This window comes from Psychromonas saccharinae, assembly GCF_051201515.1.
In the GTDB taxonomy this organism is placed as follows: domain Bacteria; phylum Pseudomonadota; class Gammaproteobacteria; order Enterobacterales; family Psychromonadaceae; genus Psychromonas.
Window position 1 is genome coordinate 659,123 of the sequence record NZ_CP195153.1, and the last position, 19,627, is coordinate 678,749.

Consider the following 19,627-nt stretch of genomic DNA (forward strand, 5'->3'; position numbering starts at 1 on the left):
TCTCTTTTGTTATTTTTTAAAAATCTCTTTTATTATTTGTGCGTATTGTTGTGGTACTTGTTGATGAATATTATGTCCGGAATCTTTGAATTTAATCACTTTGATGCTTGTTTGCGCTGAGAGTGTTTCAGCAAGTTGGCTAAATTTTGTATCTTTTTCACCAAAGCAATAATAAATGGGTAAGGGGTTTTCTAACAGTTTATTTTTTTGTAAATACGGCAAGGCATCGGTTTGTTTAGATAAACTCGTTAGTAATAAAATACTTGCTAAATAAACACCATAATTCTTACTGCGTTTCTCAATCATTCTTTCTTTTTCTTGAACATTTAATGAGCTGAAAACCGGTTGGTCATACCATTCAAATAAAGTATCAATCATGCTCTGCGTTGCAAAGCGTTGTGCCCAACCGAGATCATGTTGATAACGAAGTTCTTTTTCTTTTTCGTTAATTAATCCAGTATGACAAGACTCTAAAATAAGTCGTTTCAGACGCGGATCATCTTGAGTGCGTGCATAATCTAATGCAAGTCGACCACCCAATGAGTAAGCAACAAAAGTAAATTGGGTGATGTTTAACTCATTTAATGCATTACAAATTAAATGATGACAGTATTCAAACCCTTCATCTTGAGAGGGATAGATGCTGACCGAGTGACCATGGCCAGGAAGATCGATGCTGACACAGTAATAATCATCCTTAAGAAAGTTAATGGTTTCGGACCAATCATTAACATTACCTAAAAAGCCATGTAAAAAAACAAGCGTAGGGTGCTTGGGATTACCTTGTACTCGACTAAAAAGTGGCATTTTTAATTTGCTCTATAAGTTGCGCAAGTTGATCTTTAGTTTGATTGGGTTTGGTACAAACTTCAATAAGAGATAATTTTTTTTTAGTCGCTGTTTGGTAATTTGCTTTAAATTCATTGAGTTGATTTGGACAATAATAATCGATATCGAATTGTTTGCAGGTATGCACAAAGTTTAGCCCGTGTGGTAGTTGATAAAATTCACGCTTTTGTTGTTCTGGGACGGGTAATAAATTGAAGATCGATCCTCCGTCGTTATTGATAAGAATGATAATAAAGGCACGATTTAGTTGTTTTAGTAATGTTAAAGAATTTAAGTCGTAAAGAAAGGAAGTATCACCGATGATCAGTGTCATTGGTTCTTGTTTCCCTTTTGATACGCCGATGGCAGTGGCGAGTAATCCATCAATACCACTCGCTCCTCGATTTGTGTAAATAGTTGCATTATTTTTATTGATGAACATATCACAGAGCCGAATTGGCATGCTGTTACCAATAAACAACGCTGTATTTTGGGCGAGCTGAGCCAGACTATTAATTACATTAATTTCTGTTAATAGGTTATTGGCGATAAAGGGGGTAATGAATTTTTGTTCTATAAGTTGATTATAGGTCGTTAGTGACGTTAGCCATGAGCTATCGATTGCGGTTATATGTTGAGTGTTAATCCATTGTGTTGCTTGGCAAATAAAGCGTCGTGTTAAGTTTCTGCTTGGATCAATACATTGTTCGCCCGATTCAACTAACCAATATTCACCATCAAATTGGCCAATAAATTTCGTTAAGCGTTTGGATATTAACTTGTCACCAAATTGAAGAATAACATTAGCCTGTGATAGTGCCGTTTCAAAATGTGGATAAGCTAATAACAAGTCGTAATAATTAAGGTGATTCGCTTTATGGGGAAGCGATGCTTGAATATCGCTAACAACAGGGAAATTATTATCGCGAGCAAATTGTGCAATAGCTTGCACTTCACTGTTTGTTGTTAATCTCCCAATGATAATGATGATCTTTTTACCGATAAGTTGCTGATTGGTCTCACCGCACCATTGCTCCGGAGTACGTTGGTATTGAGTAAAGGGAATATTGCTCGTTAACCATTGTTTTAATGGGCTGAGATATTCTCGGTAATCAATTATGTCATTACCTGGGTATAAGGGCTCTGGGAATGAAATATTAAAATGGATTGGCGCTGGGGTATGTGTTTGTTTATTCAATCCGTGGTTAATCGTTGTTAGAAGGTAATTGGGGGGAACTTGTTTATTGGGGCTCGGTATTTGTTGAAAGAAAATGGGATAGTTAGCAAAAATACCATGCTGATTAATCGCTTGATTCGCGCCGCAATCAATTAACTCTGGTGGGCGATCTGCCGACAGGATAATTAAAGGTATATGGCTTTGCTTTGCTTCTATAATTGCGGGATAAAGGTTTGCAACCGCTGAGCCTGAAGTCGTAATAAGCACAACCGGCTTTTTTTTAGCAAGGGCAATACCGAGTGCTAAAAAGCCAAGTCCCCGTTCATCGAAATGAACATGTGTATGGATATCAGCTCTGCTTGCAACAGTTAGTGTTAATGGTGTTGATCGTGACCCCGGCGCAATACAGAAATCGGTAATGCCATTGCGGACGAGTTCTTCAATAAACAGAGATGACCATAGTAGATTGATATTTGCAGCCGTTTGATTGAAATGGGCGGTTCCATTATCCATGATTTATTACCTCTAAAATCGTTTCTATCTTATTGTCTAACTCTTGCCATTCCTGTGATGCTATTGAACCGGTGACAATACCGGCGCCTGCAAATAATTTGATTTTATTCTCGGATATTAATGCGCTACGAATAGCGACAGTAAAATCACTTTTATTTTTTCTTAAGTAACCTACCGTGCCCGCATACCAACCTCGACGGTACGGTTCATTATCGTTAATAAACTGCAAAGCGGGCTGTTTAGGACTACCACCAACGGCTGGTGTTGGGTGCAAGCGGTACAATAATTGAGAGTCTGTCGTGTTTTCTTTTACGATGGCATTAATGGGGACACATAGATGCTGGACATGCTGTAATTGCATAACGTAAGGCTCTTTATGGGTTACCTGTGCTTTTAACTGTTTAAGATTAGAGATAATAAATTCTTGTACTAAATAATTTTCTCTATCTATTTTCTTATCGGTTAGTAGGCTTTGTAATAAAAGGTGATCTTCTCGTTCATTACGCCCTCGGCTAATTGTGCCGGCTAGGGCTTCCGTTGTGAGCTGTTGTTTTTCTCGTTGAAATAAACGTTCTGGCGAACAGCCAACAAACGCATGTTTTTCAGAGAATTGAAAACTGAAATGAAAGCTGCTTGGATTTGCCTTTTGCCATAGGTTTAGTAAATCAATATGATTTATTTTATGGGTACAGTCGAGTTCGGTTTGACGAGACAACACTACCTTGGGAATAAGTGCTTTATATTCAATGGCCAGTTCCACTAATTCAGCCCATTGTTTTTTAGTTGGGGAATCAGTTCGTGTCATGATTTTGCTTTTAATTTTCGACAGTTCGCTGACATGCTGTAATTGCTCAACATATAAAAGTGTTTTGTCGATTTGATGTTTGCCATTAAAATGGCAGGTGAGGGTCATCGTTTGATTTTCTAATATAAATTCTAAAGCGGGACGAATAAATTTAATCGCTGGGAAATCATCCCATTGTTGACCATGTTGTTGAAAAGCAAGTCCACCAAAATAACTCGCTTGTTGTGTTGGTGAAGGAATATTGTGATGGGATTCTATTTGTCCTAAACAGACGATGGTTTGTTGTTGTTTTTTGTCTTGCCAATATATCGCTGGATAAATAGGACATGGTGCTGCAGTTTGTCCCTTTAAAAAAGAGAGTAAATTAAATGATTGCAGCGGGATAACTAAATTAATAGCGGGTTTATCACCCTGTAGTTTTGCAAATTCTTGCAGTTGTTCGCGAATATAATTAATCATGAGGTGATATCTTGCTTCTATCATCGTTTGCTATTGGTGATTCAGATTTGGTAATGTATCGCGATTAAGGCTTTATTCCTAGTTTGGAAAGGCGCATTTAGGGAAATATATAGAGATGAACAAGTTTTCGGTTTGGATTAGCGAATTAAGGTTAAGGACCTTACCACTTGCTGCTGCTTCTATTATTTTAGCGGCAGGTATTGCGATTCACACTAATGTTTTTAACGGTGTTATTTTTAGTTTATCACTCACCACTGCATTATTATTGCAAATATTATCCAACTTAGCGAATGACTATGGTGATGCTATTTCAGGTGTGGATAATAAAAAGCGGGTCGGACCTAAGCGAGCGATGCAGAGTGGACTAATAACTTCTTCTAGCATGAAAAAAGCCATTATTATTACAACAACACTATGTACTATATCTGGGGTGAGTTTATTAAGTGTTGCCTTAGGTGGTGACCTTTATAGTTGGTTAGTATTTGGTTTACTTGGCTTATTATCTATCGCAGCGGCTATATCTTATACCATGGGTAAACTTTCCTACGGTTACCGTGCCTTGGGAGATATTTCAGTTTTTCTTTTTTTCGGGTTGTTAGGTGTCATTGGGAGTTATTATCTGTACGGGTTAAGCTTTAATGCCTCATTATTTCTCCCCGCTTGCAGCATAGGTTTGTTGTCAGTAGCGGTATTAAATATTAATAATATGCGTGATATGTACACGGATCGAGCTGCTAATAAAACCTCGCTTGTTGTATTAGTTGGGCGCAAGAATGCCTTTATATATCACTTGTTTCTGGTCTTTAGTGCACCTATTCTCGGTGTGTGTTATTTGATGACGCGAGAAAATGCGGAGTCTTGGCAAGCGATTATTTTAATTATTCTGATCCCCCTCATTAAAAGTAGTTTGTTACTGCATAAATTAATTTTAAATGATGAACGTAAAGGTGACCTTTTTAATGAGCAATTAAAAAATATTGCGTTAACGACATTTTCATTTTCTGTTCTTTTTTCTGTGATGTTAATTACGGCCAATTGACCCTATTTAAAAATAACGCCAGAAAATACCGCTATTTTTTGTGATTTTGTACTGTTTTTAAAAAATCAATCAAAATAATGGCGAAAAAAACAACATATTTTCTATTTTTTGTGAATTCTGTATTCTGTTTAAGTGTAAAGCTTGTATAATGCGCCGGGAATATTGATTTCAATTTTTTACATTACAGAGTATAAAAAATGACAGATTTAAGTAAATACAGAAATATTGGTATTTTCGCGCACGTTGATGCGGGGAAAACCACTACTACAGAGCGTATCCTGAAACTTACCGGTCAAATCCACAAAACTGGTGAAGTACATGATGGCGAATCAACAACTGACTTCATGGAACAGGAAGCTGAGCGCGGTATTACTATCCAGTCTGCTGCTGTAACTTGTTTTTGGAAAGATCACCGTTTTAACGTTATCGACACCCCTGGACACGTTGACTTCACTGTTGAAGTTTACCGTTCACTTAAAGTATTAGACGGTGGTATCGGTGTATTCTGTGGTTCTGGTGGTGTTGAACCTCAATCAGAAACTAACTGGCGTTACGCGAATGATTCAGAAGTTGCACGTATTATTTTCGTAAACAAACTAGACCGTATGGGTGCTGACTTCTACCGTGTTGTTAAACAAACTCAAGACGTATTAGCTGCTAACCCACTAGTAATGGTTCTACCTATCGGTATCGAAGATGATTTCGTTGGTGTTGTTGATCTACTTACTCGTAAAGCATACATCTGGGATGAAACTGGTCTTCCAGAAAACTACACTGTTGAAGATGTGCCTGCGGACATGGTTGACAAAGTTGAAGAATACCGTGAAATGCTACTTGATACTGCACTTGAGCAAGATGACGATCTTCTTGAAGCGTACATGGAAGGTGAAGAGCCATCTATGGAAGACATTAAACGTTGTATCCGTGAAGGTACACGTACTATGGCTTTCTTCCCTACATACTGTGGTTCTGCATTCAAAAACAAAGGTATCCAGTTAATTCTTGATGCTGTTGTTGATTACCTACCTTCACCAACTGAAGTTGATCCACAACCTCTTACTGATGAAGAAGGTGAACCAACGGGTCGTGTAGCAACTGTTGATGCAAATGAATCTCTAAAAGCATTAGCATTTAAAATCACTGATGACCGTTTTGGTGCCCTTACTTTCGTTCGTATCTACTCTGGTACGCTTAAGAAAGGTGATACGATCATGAACGCTGCAACAGGTAAAACTGAGCGTATCGGTCGTATGTGTGAAATGCAAGCGGATGATCGTAACGAGTTAACTAGCGCACAAGCCGGTGATATCATCGCGATCGTGGGTATGAAAACTAACGTTCAAACTGGTCACACACTATGTGATCCAAAAGATCCAATCATCCTAGAAGCAATGGTATTCCCAGAACCAGTAATCTCTATCTCTGTTAAACCTAAAGATAAAGGTTCAACTGAGAAAATGGGTATTGCTATCGGTAAAATGGTTGCAGAAGATCCGACTTTCCGTGTTGAAACTGATGAAGATTCAGGTGAAACAATCCTATCTGGTATGGGTGAGCTTCACTTAGATATTAAAGTAGATATCCTAAAACGTACTTACGGTGTTGACCTAGTTGTAGGTGAACCTCAAGTTGCTTACCGTGAAACAATCACACAAGCAGTTGAAGATAGCTACACACATAAGAAACAGTCTGGTGGTTCTGGTCAATTCGGTAAAATTGATTACCGTATCAAGCCTGGTGAACCTGGTTCTGGCTTCGTATTCACTTCAACGGTTGTTGGTGGTAACGTACCGAAAGAATTCTTCCCTGCTATCGAGAAAGGTTTCGAAGGCATGATGGATACTGGTGTACTAGCTGGCTTCCCTGTACTTGACGTTGAAATTGAACTTTACGATGGTGGCTTCCACGCCGTGGATTCATCTGCAGTTGCGTTTGAATTAGCAGCGCGTGGTGCATTCCGTCAGTCTATCCCTAAAGCAGGTGCACAACTTCTTGAGCCTATCATGGCTGTAGACGTGTTCACGCCTGATGATCACGTTGGTGATGTAATCGGTGACCTTAACCGTCGTCGTGGTATGATCGCTGGTCAAGAAGCGGGTGCTACTGGTGTTCGTATTAAAGCTGACGTACCACTTTCAGAAATGTTTGGTTACATTGGTTCTCTACGTACAATGACTTCAGGTCGTGGTCAGTTCTCTATGGAGTTCAAAAACTACATGCCTTGTCCAAACAGCGTATCAGAAGCAGTAATTGAAAAAGTTAAAGCTGAAAAAGAAGCTGCTAAGAAATAATCTTTCTTAATTAGCTTTGAAGTTATAGGCCCTCGTAGCGTAAGTTACGAGGGCTTTTTTGTTTATAGGGTTTAGCTGCGAGCTTTGCGTCGAGAGCTGGGATGTTCGTCATTAGGAGCTGGTGACTAGCTGCTTTTTCTTATATGCGGCTTGTACCTTTTTTGTTTATAAAGTTTAGCTGCGAGCTTCAAGTCGAGAGCTGGGATGTTGGTCGCTAGAAGTTTATGATTTTTTACTTTTTCTTATTATGCGTTTTGTTCTTTTTTGTTTATAGAGTTTAGCTGTGAGCTTCGCGTCGAGAGCTGGGATGTTGGTCGCTAGAAGTTTATGATTTTTTACTTTTTCTTATTATGCGTTTTGTTCTTTTTTGTTTATAGAGTTTAGATGCGAGCTTCGAGTCGAGAGCTGGGATGTTGGTCGCTAGGAGCTCGTGACTCGCTGCTTTTACCTACGCACCTTGCTTCTTTTTCACGCCTTATTTTTGATTTATTAATCAATTAAATTGCATATTTATGCTAGTTGGGCTTGTCCTGCTATTTTATTGAGGAGTTGAAAGGTCGCTTGTTCCTTGATTTTATTAGGAATATATTTTTTACAGCCCACTTTTTTAACTTAACGCATAAAGAGATTGATATGAGCGATTATTATTTGCTAAAATCTTCGTTCAATTCGCTAGAGATATGTGATACTGATGGGAAATAATGTAGTAATTCTTGGCACTCAATGGGGTGACGAAGGTAAAGGTAAAGTAGTAGATCTTTTAACAGATAAAGCACAGTGGGTTGTTCGCTATCAAGGTGGACATAACGCTGGTCATACATTAGTTATTGACGGTGAAAAAACCGTTCTGCATCTAATTCCATCTGGAATTTTGCGTGAAAATGTAAAATGTGTGATTGCTAATGGTGTTGTATTATCACCAGAAGCATTACTAACAGAAATGAAACACCTTGAAGAGCGTGGCGTACCAGTGAAAGAACGCCTTTCTATCAGTGAAGGTTGTCCACTAATTCTTCCTTATCATATTGCACTTGATGTAGCGCGCGAAAAAGCACTTGGTAAAAAAGCGATTGGTACAACTGGTCGTGGTATCGGTCCGGCCTATGAAGATAAAGTAGCACGCCGTGGTTTACGTGTGGATGATCTCTTTAATATGGATACATTTGCAACTAAGCTTAAGGATGTTATTGAATACCATAACTTCCAATTAGTTAACTACTATAAAGTTGAAGCAGTAAATTTTGAAGAAGTATTAAAACAAGTAACGGAAGTTGCTGATCTTCTTAAAAGTATGGTCATTGATGTTACTGATGAGTTAGATAAAGCCCGTATTAGAGGTGAACGTATCTTATTTGAAGGTGCACAAGGTACATTACTTGATATCGACCATGGTACTTACCCATTTGTAACGTCTTCAAATACGACTGCAGGTGGTGTTGCGACGGGAAGTGGTTTTGGTCCAACGCATATTGATTATGTCTTAGGTATCGTTAAAGCTTACACTACACGTGTTGGTTCTGGTCCTTTCCCTACAGAATTATATGATGGTATTGATAAACTCGATCCTGCTGGTAAACACTTAGGTGAAAAAGGCCATGAATTTGGTGCCACAACAGGTCGTTTACGTCGTACTGGTTGGTTCGATGCCGTAGCCATTAAACGTGCAGTACAACTGAATAGTATTACGGGATTCTGCCTAACTAAATTAGATGTTTTAGATGGTTTAAAAGAAATCAAAATTTGTACTGGTTATCAAATGCCAGATGGTAAAGTTGTTGATGTACCACCGATGGCTGCTGATGGTTATTATGCGGCAACACCAATTTATGAAACTGTACCAGGTTGGGATGAAAGCACATTTGGTGCAACCTCATTCGATGCTTTAAATACAAATGCACAGGCATATATAAAACGGTTAGAAGAAATTACAGGTGTACCAATGGATATTATTTCTACTGGTCCTGACCGTAATGAAACAATGATTCAGGTTAATCCTTTTAACTAATCTATTCTAACGGTTCTAAATCTACAGAGGCCCTTATCGTGAATGCGTTAAGGGCTTTTTTGTTTTAGCTTATTTTTGCTAAACTTTGCGGCGACGTGAAAAAGCAAATCCAAATAAAGCTAAGCTTAACAGGGTAAGGCTTGCAGGTGCCGGAACGGAAACATTATCAACGTAAAGGTATGAATTCACAGAATCATCACCAATGTTAGATACACCAAAAGAGATTAAGCCTGAACCTGTTTCAGCAAAAGTATATACATAGGTTTGCCAGTCCGTTGCTCCATAATCTCCTACGGAAGAAACATCTGCTAACGTAATATCATCAATAATATTACCAAGTACATCAGTAATTTTTAAAAAGGAGTAATCATTAAAAGGCATATAATCTGTAGTATTAAAGTTCCAATCGAAAGATAATTGTTCGCCTTCATCCCATATTTGAGAGTTTAAAATTAATCCATCAGAGGTTATTTTTGCGAAATAACTACCGTCGGTTGCAGTATAACCAGCATCCATTGTTGTTACTGTTGCATTACTATTAGCCCAAGTTGCTAAATCACCTGTTTCAAAACTTCCATTTGTAATCGTAAGTGCAGAAGCCGATGTACTTGCTAATAAACCGAGTAGTCCCGCATATATAAATTTTTTCATAAAATATCCCTTAATTTATGGTTAATATTAATTGTGAATCTTTCATATACGTTCATTTAACATTTAGTTATTGTACGCTTATGAGAGCATTTCATCTAATAAGCTTCATTTTTCTTGCTTATTTGTTACATAAAGCATAATTTGAGCCATTTTGTAATATATTGATTTGTATGGGTATTTTTTAAATGTTTTAAGAATGTGTAAATAACCCCTATTTTCATGTGTCTAATGATGTTTTTTTTACTTTATATGTAATGTCGGCATTTAATTTGCTTAATACTTTTTCTAATGGGGTGAGGATATTTCTGTTGAGTGGATAAAATGATTCTTCTCAACATATTGAAATTTAATATAATAACTTCTGTATTTATATGGTCGGCCTGATTTTTTATAGATTTTATTGTCTATAAATTCTCATTATATTGTGGTGTAAACTTTATCGACATTTTATTGTTGGTATGACTTTTTTAAGACTTAAAATCTGCTTTTAGTAAATTATATTTATGTATTACAATTACTTATGAATACGGTTTTCTAATCTGTTGTTTAAAAGTAATAATTAAAATTGTTTGAGGTAAGAAATGTTATCAGTGGTGGTTGATTTAGGTGGGACTAATATTCGTTTAGCGGTGTGTGAACCGATAACAGGTGAATTAACTCAATTAGAAACATTTCTTTGCGCTGATTTTTCATCAATAGACGAGGCATTAATACAATACTTTGAAGGTTTAGAGCATGGCGTTGATCATTTATGTATTGGTATTGCGTCGGCCTTTGATGGTGATTATGTGGCAATGTTGAATCTAAATTGGGCATTTTCAATTCGAGCATTAAAGAAGAAATTACACTTAACTTCACTTTATGTCATTAATGATTACACGGCTACTTCATTGGCGCTTCCTTTTTTATCATCTTCGGAAAAAGTACAAATAGGCAGCGGTGAAGCACAACAAAATGGGGTGACTGCAGTATTGGGCCCTGGGACGGGTCTCGGTGTTTCGCATATTGTTAAGTTTGCTGAACAATGGATCAGTTTAGATGGGGAAGGTGGGCATGTGAGTTTTAGCGCAAATACTCAAGAACAAGCGGAACTTCTGACTTCCTTACAAGCAAAATTTGGACATGTATCGGTTGAGCGAGTTTTATCTGGGCAAGGATTAGTCAACATATATCAAAGTTTATCACTGCGTGCAGGGCTTGAAATAAAGTTTACTTTACCTAAGGATATCTCTCGGGCAGGACTTGATGGCACATGTTGTATCGCACGTAAAAGCTTAGATATATTTTGCCAAGTACTAGGGGGGGTTGCTGGTAATATTGCGTTAAATTTAAATTGTACTGGCGGTGTTTATATTGCAGGTGGCATTGTGCCTCGTTTTATTCCATTTTTAGAACAAAGTGAATTTAGGCATTTTTTTGAAGAAAAAGGGCGAGTAAAAGGAATACTTAATAAAATCCCCACCTTTGTCATTACGAAGGATAATCCAGGATTGTTGGGGGCGAGTGTCTACCTACGTCAGCAATTAAGTAAATAAAACCCCAGCATTGAGCTAGGGCATAATAGGAATAATTTAGTCAGAAAAATGTGTTAAGACTTGCGATCAGCAGCAAGATGAGCAAGGCTTATCAGTGCTTCTTTGTATTTACTTTCATGAATAATATCTAATGCATTAATGGCTTTGTCTGCTTCTGCTGCTGCACGTTGTTTTGTATACTTTAAGGCCTTAGTTTCATGCAGGGCAAGCATTATCTCATCGAAGTGACGCATTCCATCACCTTTAATGATTGCATTTCTAATAAGCGCTATTTGTCTTTCTGAGCCATGCTGCATTGCATAAAGTAAAGGTAACGTTGGCTTTCCTTCAGCAAGGTCATCACCTGTATTTTTTCCCATTTCGCTTGATTTACTATCGTAATCCATTACGTCATCGGTAAGTTGGAATGCCGTCCCTAAATATTTGCCATAATTTAATAGCGCATTTTCAATTTCTTCTGATTGTTCACCTAATATAGCAACAAGCTGGGTCGCAGCTTCAAATAGCTTGGCTGTTTTCGAGTAAATGACATTCATGTAACTCTTTTCAGTTGTATCAGGGTCATTACAATTCATTAATTGTAAGACTTCACCTTCGGCAATGATATTCGTCGCCGAAGATAATACTTCTATTAACCTTAAATTTTGCAACTCTCCCATCATTTGAAAAGATCGTGTGTGCAAAAAGTCACCAACTAATACACTGGCCGCATTGCCAAATAATGCATTTGCCGTTTGTTGGCCTCTGCGCATATCTGACTCATCAACAACATCATCGTGTAATAATGTTGCGGTGTGAATGAATTCAATAATTGTTGCGAGCTTAGTTATTTTAGGGTCATGAACATTCAGTGCCTTTGCAGCCAAAACTGTTATTAATGGGCGAATGCGTTTGCCACCACCATTAATGATATAAAAGCCAAGTTGTTTAATTAGAGCGACATCAGAGGTGAGCTTGGTGGAGATCAATTCATTAACAAGTTGCATTTCAGAAATTGAAAGTTGCTGAATTTCTTTTATATTCATGGCTTATAAAGTTCCGTGGTCTAGCACTGAAAGTTTGAGTTGCTATATATGGGTTCAATACTGAAAGAAAAATTCAGTGACTTGAGTATATATATTAACGTTGTTACAACAAATTTGTACAACTAATTTCCGATTGTTGATGATATTTACACTATTTTGGAAAATATTGCTAAGCTGTTGATGATCTTGCTTGTTTTTGCATCACTTATGAGCTCATTTTCTTCAGCAATAAATTTGCCAAGTTTTTACTAAATATTATTGCCAAGACAATCTATTTGCCGTAGAATCCGCCACCAATATGATTAATTAGTGTGCTCTCTGTGCAAAATTTTATACAAAAATAGCACGAGACGCCTGAACGGAGTAAGAAACATGTACGCTGTTATCCAAAGTGGTGGCAAGCAACACCGTGTTGCTGTTGAACAAACTCTTCGTTTGGAAAAACTTGATGCTGAAGCTGGTGCAACTATTGAATTTGATAAAGTTCTTTTAGTAGCAGACGCTGAAGACGTTAAAGTTGGTGTTCCATACGTTGAAGGAAGTAAAGTAACTGCTGAAGTAGTTACACACGGTCGTGGTAAGAAAGTAACAATTGTTAAGTTCCGCCGTCGTAAACATTCACGTAAGCAAGCTGGCCACCGTCAGTGGTTTACTGAAGTTAAAATTACTGCAATTAACGCTTAATTAGGAGTTATTAAAAATGGCACATAAAAAAGCTGGTGGTAGTACTAATAACGGTCGCGATTCAGAAAGTAAACGCCTAGGTGTTAAACGTTTTGGTGGCGAATCAGTTCTAGCTGGTAATATCCTTGTTCGCCAACGTGGTACTAAATTCCACGCTGGTTCTAATGTTGGTATCGGTAAAGACCATACTCTTTTCGCTAAAGCTACTGGTGTAGTTAAATTCGAACAGAAAGGTAAACAAAACCGTAAATTCATTAGTATCGTAGCTGAATAAATCAGTTTCGATTAAAGAATTCGAAAAAGCCTCGCTGATGCGGGGCTTTTTTTTTATCTACTGATCTCTATTTGTCATTATACCAATTGTATTAAATATGTGATCTAAATTTTGCGCTGGAAAAATGGTTTAGTTTGAGGCGAAAGTTGATGTAAATGGTTGTTCCCTTAACGAAACTTTCAACAAAGAAATAAACTATTTTAACCAGCAAAATAGATCAGCTAATTATTACGATTGGTATTGCTTGTTGGGAAAATAACAAATGATGGTCAATAGAAATAAGTATCAGAATAAAAGCACAAATGGTTTAAGTAGCGTAAAATACGCATTAAACTTACCCCGTATTTCAACTAAAAAACAAACGCGTTGAAATTCTGGGGGATTTTAGAAGGTAGATAGCTTTAACTGTCTGATTCTAATGGTGTTGTTGTTAAGTTTACCTCGTCGAGGTGGGCATGTTTTTTCTTGGAGGTTGTAATGAAGTTTGTTGATGAAGCAAAAATAAAGGTTGATGCTGGTGATGGTGGCAACGGCGTTATTGGCTTCCGTACAGAAAAATATATCCCTCGCGGTGGTCCTAATGGTGGCGACGGTGGTGACGGTGGTGATGTTTATTTACAGGCTGACGAAAACCTTAATACCTTAATTGATTTCCGTTTTGTGCGTTTCTACAATGCTGAACGTGGTGAAAACGGTCAAACACGTGATTGTACCGGTTCTCGTGGTGCAGATAAAATCATAAAAGTCCCTGTTGGTACACGTTGTCGTGATGATGATACCGGTGAGATCCTAGGTGATCTAACCAAAGATGGTCAAAAGTTGATGGTGGCTAAAGGTGGGTTTCATGGGCTAGGTAATGCGCGTTTTAAAACCAGTACGAACCGAGCTCCTCGCCAAAAAACAGATGGCACACCAGGCGAAGTACGTAACCTATTATTAGAGTTATTATTATTGGCCGATGTTGGCATGCTAGGGTTACCTAATGCGGGTAAATCAACCTTTATTCGTAGTGTTTCTGCCGCACGGCCTAAAGTTGCCGACTATCCATTTACGACTTTAATTCCTAACTTAGGAGTGGTCAGCATGGGGGCAGGTCGCAGTTTCGTTATTGCTGATATTCCAGGGCTTATCGAAGGGGCTTCCGATGGTGCAGGTTTAGGTACTCGATTCCTGCGTCATTTAGAACGTTGTCGTGTCTTGCTGCATATGGTTGATCTTTTACCTGCAGATGGTTCGGATCCGGCTGAAAATGCCGTTGTAATTATTGATGAACTAAGAAAGCATAGTCCTAAACTTGCTTCTAAGCAGCGTTGGTTGATTTTTAATAAAACTGACTTGTTACTTGAAGAAGAAGCTGAAGAAGTGATGGCACGTGTTATTGATGCGCTAGAATGGGATGGCCCCGTTTATAAAATTGCTGCTATTTCTAAAACGGGTACGCAGGAAGTTTGTCAAAATGTAGTTGACTACCTTGAAGATTTACCGCCTGAGTTTACTGCTGAAGAGCAACGTGAGCAGGTCGAATTCCAATGGGATGATTACCATGAATCAGCAATGGATGACGTTAATGAAAATTATGATGATTTAGATGACGAAGACGATGATGACGAGTGGGACGATCACCCGAATGTTGTTTACGTAAAAGAATAATTCATACTGTTTTATTGAATCTAATTGTTCAATTGAAGAGGGAGCTTATTATTAAATATCTCCCTCTTTTTATTGGCTAGTTTTGCTATATTATTAATCTGATAGTTATATCAATTTAATATAATAAACCAAGCTGTTGATAATTGTCTGTTCTGTTTCTTTATCTTGTTAATTAGTGATGATGAAGTTGATGCTCCGTATGGGTATGGCGCGTTGATATGCCAAAAGGTAAATAAAGTGGACACCAACTTAGCAGGCCTGTAAATAGTATTACTAACCCTACAATTCCCCACCAGCTCAAAAACACTGCGCCGATAACAACAAGTACTACGCCGACAATAATACGTAAAGTACGATCAAGACCACCTACATTTTGTTTCATCATAGACTCCTATTTGTCTGTGTTACTATCAAATACACTATAGATCTGACTGTTTCGTTTTTCAGGAAAAATTATTAAAAACATCAAATATTAATTAAAAATATGATCTGTGTTTCATAATTTCAATGTTTAAATACAGCTTTATATACTGAATTAATAACCACAACATAAGGAGATGCTATCTTCAGAAATTATGACAAAATTCATGGTAAATGGTTTGGGGTTATAAATTGATTTTGTTACTATTTATTAGTTGGTGGTTGACGTGTACAGGTTTTCCGGAGGAGAGGTAAGTGGAAATTCATACATCGTATTAAAGAAGTTGCTAAAATTTTGCTTATGAAAAAGGAACATAAATGATTAGTAAAGTAGAACATTACTTACAGGGCTTGCTCGTTTCATTGAATATTGGAAATTGGGTTGTGAATTTCGCTGTGGTTTTAGGGATCACTTTATTATTACAACTAGTGTGGCGTGTGTTTAGTCGAAAAACGGAGAAATTGATTAGTCGGACAGAAAATCATTGGGATGATATTGTTTGGTTTGCTGTAGTGAAACCAGTGAATTGGTTAATTATCTTAATGGGTGGCTCAATGGCGCTGCGCGTTGTTGCTGAAAGTGAAGAGCTTTTAATTTCAAATTACCTTCCACTCGTTCAGAAAATTTCTATTTTATTATTAGTTGGTTGGGTATTTTGGCGCCTTATTTATAAAGCAGAAGAAACTTTTATTGCACTTGACGATAAAGACACGACAACTGTTATGGCAGTGTCTAAATTAGCAAAACTCTCATTACTTATTATTATTTCTTTATCGGTTATTCAAACATTAGGTGTTAGCGTTTCTGGTGTGCTTGCCTTTGGTGGTATGGGGGGGCTTATTGTTGGTATGGCAGCCAAGGATTTACTTTCAAATCTGTTTGGTGCTTTGATGGTTTATATGGACAAACCTTTTAAAGTCGGTGATTGGATACGCAGTCCGGATAAATCAATTGAAGGTACTGTTGAGGAAATTGGCTGGCGACTTACCCGTATTCGTACCTTTGATAAACGTCCATTATATGTACCAAATAGTTTGTTTACTCAAATCGTGGTAGAAAATCCGTCGCGTATGAGTAACCGTCGAATTAAAGAGAATTTTGGTTTACGTTATTGTGATATTAATAAGATAGATGCGATTATTCATGATGTGAGGGATATGCTGGAACATCATCCCGATATCGATCAACGACAAACTATTATTGTGAATTTCAATTTGTTTAATAATAGTTCGTTAGATTTCTTTATCTATACATTTACTAAAACAACGGATTGGATCTTGTTCCATAAAATCAAGCAAAATGTGCTATTAAAAGTGGCTGAAATTGTGACCAAGCATGAGGCTGAATTTGCTTTCCCAACACGACAATTGCATATTAGTTCTTCGATTGAATCACAGATACCAAATACAAACCCGAGTGAGTAATGTATTAAACAGGCTATGAGAATTTTTCTATGGCCTGTTTTTATACTTGAATTATTTCAAATATTCCTGTGTTTCCCGTTGTACATTTTCGATTTCATCTAATAATTCTAATAACTCTGGCTCTAACAGTTCAGGGCTTATCCCTTGTTTTAATTCTTTTTCGATAATACCCGTGACTTTACAAAGTTTAGGAACCCCACAGTAAACACAACCTCCATGGAATTTATGGATGACCTGTGCGAAATGAACATTATCAATATCAGCAGTAATGGCTTTATTCACTTGTTCAATCAAGTCTGGAAATTCATTGGTTAGCATTCTTAACATCTCTTTCGCGAGATCTTCTTTACCGGCTGCCTGTTGTAGGGCGAGTTGGCTATTGAAAGAAGCGTTTTCAGATGCCGTATTAGCTGCTATTGATGGCGTGCTTGAGACTTCCTGACTTTCATTTTTACTCTCTATTATCGGCTTATCTTTTGTCCATTTATCGATAATTAATTGCAGCGCAACTTCGTCGATGGGTTTTGCTAAACAATCATCCATACCTTGCTCTAAAAAGAGTACTTTTTCACTTGGTAATACATGGGCGGTTACCGCAATAATAGGCGTATTTTTGTTTTTTGAGTTGTTTTTGATTTCCATACAGGCACTGATACCATCAAGCACTGGCATTTGGATATCCATAAAGATCAGATCGAAAGGTTGTATTTGTGCTTGATTCACGGCTTGCTGTCCATCATTACAAGTCGTGACATGGTTTACGCGGTTACTTAACATCGCTGAAATTAATTTTAAATTAGCCGGATTATCATCAACCGCCATTACATTAATATCTTTTCTAACATGGGGCAGTAACAGTGGTAATTCGGCTGCAATCGGTTTATTGGAGATTAGCGTGTTTGCTAGGTTTTTATGATTGACTGGTTTGCTTAAACAGTGGTTTGCACCCGCAGAAATAAGTGTTTCAAAAATACTGGGATCACTCGAGTTAAGTAATAAAATAATATTGTTCGTGTATTGTCGCGCCTGTTTAATTTTCTTGAGTAGAGGCTCTAGGTTTTCGCAATTACTGTAGCCAATAACAATACTGTCATATTGAGTCTGTAATAGTCCGTCCCATTGTTGTTGGGTTTGTGCATAGGAAAGATCAAACTCCCATTTCTTGAGAAGTTGAGTACAAGCGCGGCCTGCATATTCATTTTTTTCATAGACCAAGATTGATTGTTCTGGCATTTTCAACGGTGCTGAACAACCCGTGCTGTGAGATTTTGTTTCCATCTCAACGGTAAACCAGAATGTCGAACCTTGATTCGGTGCAGAGACTAAATCAATGGTACCGTGCATTTGTTTCACGAGTTTCTGGGTGATAACGAGGCCGAGCCCTGTTCCGCCGTAACGACGGGTGATACTAGTATCAGCCTGAGCAAATGCTTCGAATAATTGCGCCTGTTGTTGTTCCGAAATCCCAATACCAGTATCAGAAATCATCATTTTGAGAGTGACTTTATTATCGTCATCCAAGGCCGCATCAATACGTTGAATTTGAATTTCAATATGTCCTTTACGGGTAAACTTAATCGCATTACCAATAAGGTTCATAAGTATTTGTTGTAAGCGCATTGCATCGCCAATGACCTCTGAAGGCACATTGCTATCGATCATCATACTTAACTCAAGATTTTTCTCATGGACGCTCGGGGCAAGTAAATTTAGTGTTTCATTAATACAGTCACATAGCTCAAAGGGGAGGTGTTCAAGGGTAAATTTATCGGCTTCTAGTTTTGAAAAGTCGAGAATGTCATTGATAATATTAAGCAGATTACCTGCAGAACGTTCAATGGTTTGTAGGTAATCAATTTGTGTATTGGTAAGTTGTGTTTTGAGCAATTGACGGGCAAAACCTATTACACCATTTAATGGGGTACGTAATTCATGGCTCATATTGGCCAGGAATTCCGATTTCACCTGCGCAGCTTGTTGTGCTTCTTTACGTGTTATATCAAGTTCAATATTTTGCATTTCCATTTGATCAAGGGTTTCACGTAACTCACTGGTTGCTTGATCGATACTATTTTGCATTTCTTCATGGTGTTGTGAAATAGCCACGGCCATTTCGTTGATACCTTCCTGCAGTAGACCAATCTCGCCAGAGTAATCCCCTTCAACACGAGAGTTAAGACGGCCTAAACTGATTTTTTCAACGACCGATGCCATTTGTGAAATTGGTGCAGTAATTAGCTTTGCTTGTTTAAACGCTAAATATAAGCTGCCTAAAATCCCTAATAGAACAACAAAAAATGACAACACAGCATCTCGGTACAATAATAACTCTATTTCATCGCGGCTTATTTCAAGGGCGACGTAACCAATAATTTTACGCGGTTGTTCAAAGGTCAATTGATATTCTAAAAAGTTTGTTTCATCGATAATTGGGGTGCGGACAATAATACTGTTTTGGCTATAGCTAAGTTGTGTGATTTCAGGGATTTTTTCACCTTCCTTAAGCCGTAATGCATTAAAGTTACGATGATAATTACTGGTGACAAAAAGTTTGTTATTGACATCAAAAATGGCAATACTTTTGATCATCTGGCTATTTTTACGATGTGTTGCGCTAGTGAGTCGTCTTAAAATTGTGCGAGTTTCATCGAGAATTCCATATTCACTTGCAATGGCGAGGGGTTCGCTAATATTAATTGCGCGTGTGATAAGGTAATCATTCGCCTGTTGATAGCGGTGAAATGAGAAATAGCTTGCCAGTAACCCACCAATCAAAATTGTCGGTAAAATAGTATAAGCAATAACCTGAACACGAAGTCCGTATTTTGTTAGAGATAACATAGATA

Annotated in this window: 15 protein-coding genes; 8 read left to right on the forward strand and 7 right to left on the reverse strand. The window is 37.7% G+C overall.

All coding sequences use genetic code 11. From position 1 onward, the window contains the following. Positions 1–9: 9 nt before the first annotated feature. Genes menH through ACR30L_RS02990 form a run of 3 tightly spaced genes read right to left on the reverse strand, consistent with a single transcriptional unit; the run spans position 10 to position 3,782 of the window. Positions 10–807, reverse strand: a complete 798-nt coding sequence (menH, locus tag ACR30L_RS02980) for a 2-succinyl-6-hydroxy-2,4-cyclohexadiene-1-carboxylate synthase (protein ID WP_435236561.1) — start codon at positions 805–807, stop codon at positions 10–12. Next, positions 794–2,518, reverse strand: a complete 1,725-nt coding sequence (gene menD / locus ACR30L_RS02985) for a 2-succinyl-5-enolpyruvyl-6-hydroxy-3-cyclohexene-1-carboxylic-acid synthase (RefSeq protein ID WP_435236562.1) — start codon at positions 2,516–2,518, stop codon at positions 794–796. The genes menH and menD overlap by 14 nt, the downstream gene beginning before the upstream one ends. Further along, positions 2,511–3,782, reverse strand: coding sequence for an isochorismate synthase (locus ACR30L_RS02990; RefSeq protein WP_435236563.1), 1,272 nt, complete (start codon positions 3,780–3,782; stop codon positions 2,511–2,513). The genes menD and ACR30L_RS02990 overlap by 8 nt, the downstream gene beginning before the upstream one ends. A gap of 115 nt (positions 3,783–3,897) precedes the next feature. Between ACR30L_RS02990 and menA the strand changes: the two genes are divergently transcribed. The 3 genes from menA (at position 3,898) to ACR30L_RS03005 (ending at position 9,117) form a co-directional block, all read left to right on the forward strand. After that, the gene (gene menA, locus ACR30L_RS02995; RefSeq protein ID WP_435236564.1) at positions 3,898–4,821 is read left to right on the forward strand and encodes a 1,4-dihydroxy-2-naphthoate octaprenyltransferase; all 924 of its coding nucleotides are present in this window, start codon (positions 3,898–3,900) and stop codon (positions 4,819–4,821) included. A 197-nt stretch (positions 4,822–5,018) separates the two neighbouring features. After that, positions 5,019–7,112: an elongation factor G gene (gene fusA / locus ACR30L_RS03000; RefSeq protein ID WP_435236565.1), complete on the forward strand. Its 2,094-nt coding sequence runs from the start codon at positions 5,019–5,021 to the stop codon at positions 7,110–7,112. A 691-nt stretch (positions 7,113–7,803) separates the two neighbouring features. Beyond that, positions 7,804–9,117: an adenylosuccinate synthase gene (locus tag ACR30L_RS03005; RefSeq protein WP_435236566.1), complete on the forward strand. Its 1,314-nt coding sequence runs from the start codon at positions 7,804–7,806 to the stop codon at positions 9,115–9,117. 78 nt (positions 9,118–9,195) lie between these two features. On the opposite strand, the gene ACR30L_RS03010 is transcribed toward ACR30L_RS03005, so the two are convergent. Further along, a complete protein-coding gene (locus ACR30L_RS03010) occupies positions 9,196–9,768 on the reverse strand; it encodes a PEP-CTERM sorting domain-containing protein (RefSeq protein WP_435236567.1) in 573 nt (190 codons plus the stop codon). A gap of 581 nt (positions 9,769–10,349) precedes the next feature. Between ACR30L_RS03010 and ACR30L_RS03015 the strand changes: the two genes are divergently transcribed. After that, positions 10,350–11,303, forward strand: coding sequence for a glucokinase (locus ACR30L_RS03015; protein WP_435236568.1), 954 nt, complete (start codon positions 10,350–10,352; stop codon positions 11,301–11,303). Positions 11,304–11,356: 53 nt separating this feature from the next. Here the strand turns inward: ACR30L_RS03015 and ispB are convergent, their stop codons facing one another. Continuing rightward, a complete protein-coding gene (ispB, locus tag ACR30L_RS03020) occupies positions 11,357–12,328 on the reverse strand; it encodes an octaprenyl diphosphate synthase (RefSeq protein WP_435236569.1) in 972 nt (323 codons plus the stop codon). A 372-nt stretch (positions 12,329–12,700) separates the two neighbouring features. On the opposite strand from ispB, the gene rplU reads away from it, so the two are divergent. The 3 genes from rplU to cgtA all read left to right on the forward strand — a co-directional run bounded on the left by rplU (position 12,701) and on the right by cgtA (position 14,936). Then, the gene (rplU, locus tag ACR30L_RS03025) at positions 12,701–13,012 is read left to right on the forward strand and encodes a 50S ribosomal protein L21 (protein WP_435236570.1); all 312 of its coding nucleotides are present in this window, start codon (positions 12,701–12,703) and stop codon (positions 13,010–13,012) included. Positions 13,013–13,028: 16 nt separating this feature from the next. Further along, the gene (gene rpmA, locus ACR30L_RS03030) at positions 13,029–13,286 is read left to right on the forward strand and encodes a 50S ribosomal protein L27 (RefSeq protein WP_435236571.1); all 258 of its coding nucleotides are present in this window, start codon (positions 13,029–13,031) and stop codon (positions 13,284–13,286) included. A 477-nt stretch (positions 13,287–13,763) separates the two neighbouring features. Beyond that, positions 13,764–14,936: an Obg family GTPase CgtA gene (gene cgtA / locus ACR30L_RS03035; protein WP_435236572.1), complete on the forward strand. Its 1,173-nt coding sequence runs from the start codon at positions 13,764–13,766 to the stop codon at positions 14,934–14,936. A gap of 172 nt (positions 14,937–15,108) precedes the next feature. Here the strand turns inward: cgtA and ACR30L_RS03040 are convergent, their stop codons facing one another. Beyond that, the gene (locus tag ACR30L_RS03040; protein WP_435236573.1) at positions 15,109–15,318 is read right to left on the reverse strand and encodes a YgaP family membrane protein; all 210 of its coding nucleotides are present in this window, start codon (positions 15,316–15,318) and stop codon (positions 15,109–15,111) included. A gap of 356 nt (positions 15,319–15,674) precedes the next feature. On the opposite strand from ACR30L_RS03040, the gene ACR30L_RS03045 reads away from it, so the two are divergent. Next, entirely contained in the window at positions 15,675–16,781 is a 1,107-nt protein-coding gene (locus tag ACR30L_RS03045; protein WP_435236574.1) for a mechanosensitive ion channel family protein, read from the forward strand. 51 nt (positions 16,782–16,832) lie between these two features. On the opposite strand, the gene barA is transcribed toward ACR30L_RS03045, so the two are convergent. Then, positions 16,833–19,622: a two-component sensor histidine kinase BarA gene (gene barA / locus ACR30L_RS03050; RefSeq protein ID WP_435236575.1), complete on the reverse strand. Its 2,790-nt coding sequence runs from the start codon at positions 19,620–19,622 to the stop codon at positions 16,833–16,835. Positions 19,623–19,627 lie beyond the last annotated feature (5 nt).

Excerpts from the sequence above, each read along its gene's own strand:
- menH (WP_435236561.1), bottom strand. The coding sequence starts at position 807 with ATGCCACTTTTTAGTCGAGTACAAGGTAATCCCAAGCACCCTACGCTT.
- menD (WP_435236562.1), bottom strand. The coding sequence starts at position 2,518 with ATGGATAATGGAACCGCCCATTTCAATCAAACGGCTGCAAATATCAAT.
- ACR30L_RS02990 (WP_435236563.1), bottom strand. The coding sequence starts at position 3,782 with ATGATTAATTATATTCGCGAACAACTGCAAGAATTTGCAAAACTACAG.
- menA (WP_435236564.1), top strand. The coding sequence starts at position 3,898 with ATGAACAAGTTTTCGGTTTGGATTAGCGAATTAAGGTTAAGGACCTTA.
- fusA (WP_435236565.1), top strand. The coding sequence starts at position 5,019 with ATGACAGATTTAAGTAAATACAGAAATATTGGTATTTTCGCGCACGTT.
- ACR30L_RS03005 (WP_435236566.1), top strand. The coding sequence starts at position 7,804 with ATGGGAAATAATGTAGTAATTCTTGGCACTCAATGGGGTGACGAAGGT.
- ACR30L_RS03010 (WP_435236567.1), bottom strand. The coding sequence starts at position 9,768 with ATGAAAAAATTTATATATGCGGGACTACTCGGTTTATTAGCAAGTACA.
- ACR30L_RS03015 (WP_435236568.1), top strand. The coding sequence starts at position 10,350 with ATGTTATCAGTGGTGGTTGATTTAGGTGGGACTAATATTCGTTTAGCG.
- ispB (WP_435236569.1), bottom strand. The coding sequence starts at position 12,328 with ATGAATATAAAAGAAATTCAGCAACTTTCAATTTCTGAAATGCAACTT.
- rplU (WP_435236570.1), top strand. The coding sequence starts at position 12,701 with ATGTACGCTGTTATCCAAAGTGGTGGCAAGCAACACCGTGTTGCTGTT.
- rpmA (WP_435236571.1), top strand. The coding sequence starts at position 13,029 with ATGGCACATAAAAAAGCTGGTGGTAGTACTAATAACGGTCGCGATTCA.
- cgtA (WP_435236572.1), top strand. The coding sequence starts at position 13,764 with ATGAAGTTTGTTGATGAAGCAAAAATAAAGGTTGATGCTGGTGATGGT.
- ACR30L_RS03040 (WP_435236573.1), bottom strand. The coding sequence starts at position 15,318 with ATGAAACAAAATGTAGGTGGTCTTGATCGTACTTTACGTATTATTGTC.
- ACR30L_RS03045 (WP_435236574.1), top strand. The coding sequence starts at position 15,675 with ATGATTAGTAAAGTAGAACATTACTTACAGGGCTTGCTCGTTTCATTG.
- barA (WP_435236575.1), bottom strand. The coding sequence starts at position 19,622 with ATGTTATCTCTAACAAAATACGGACTTCGTGTTCAGGTTATTGCTTAT.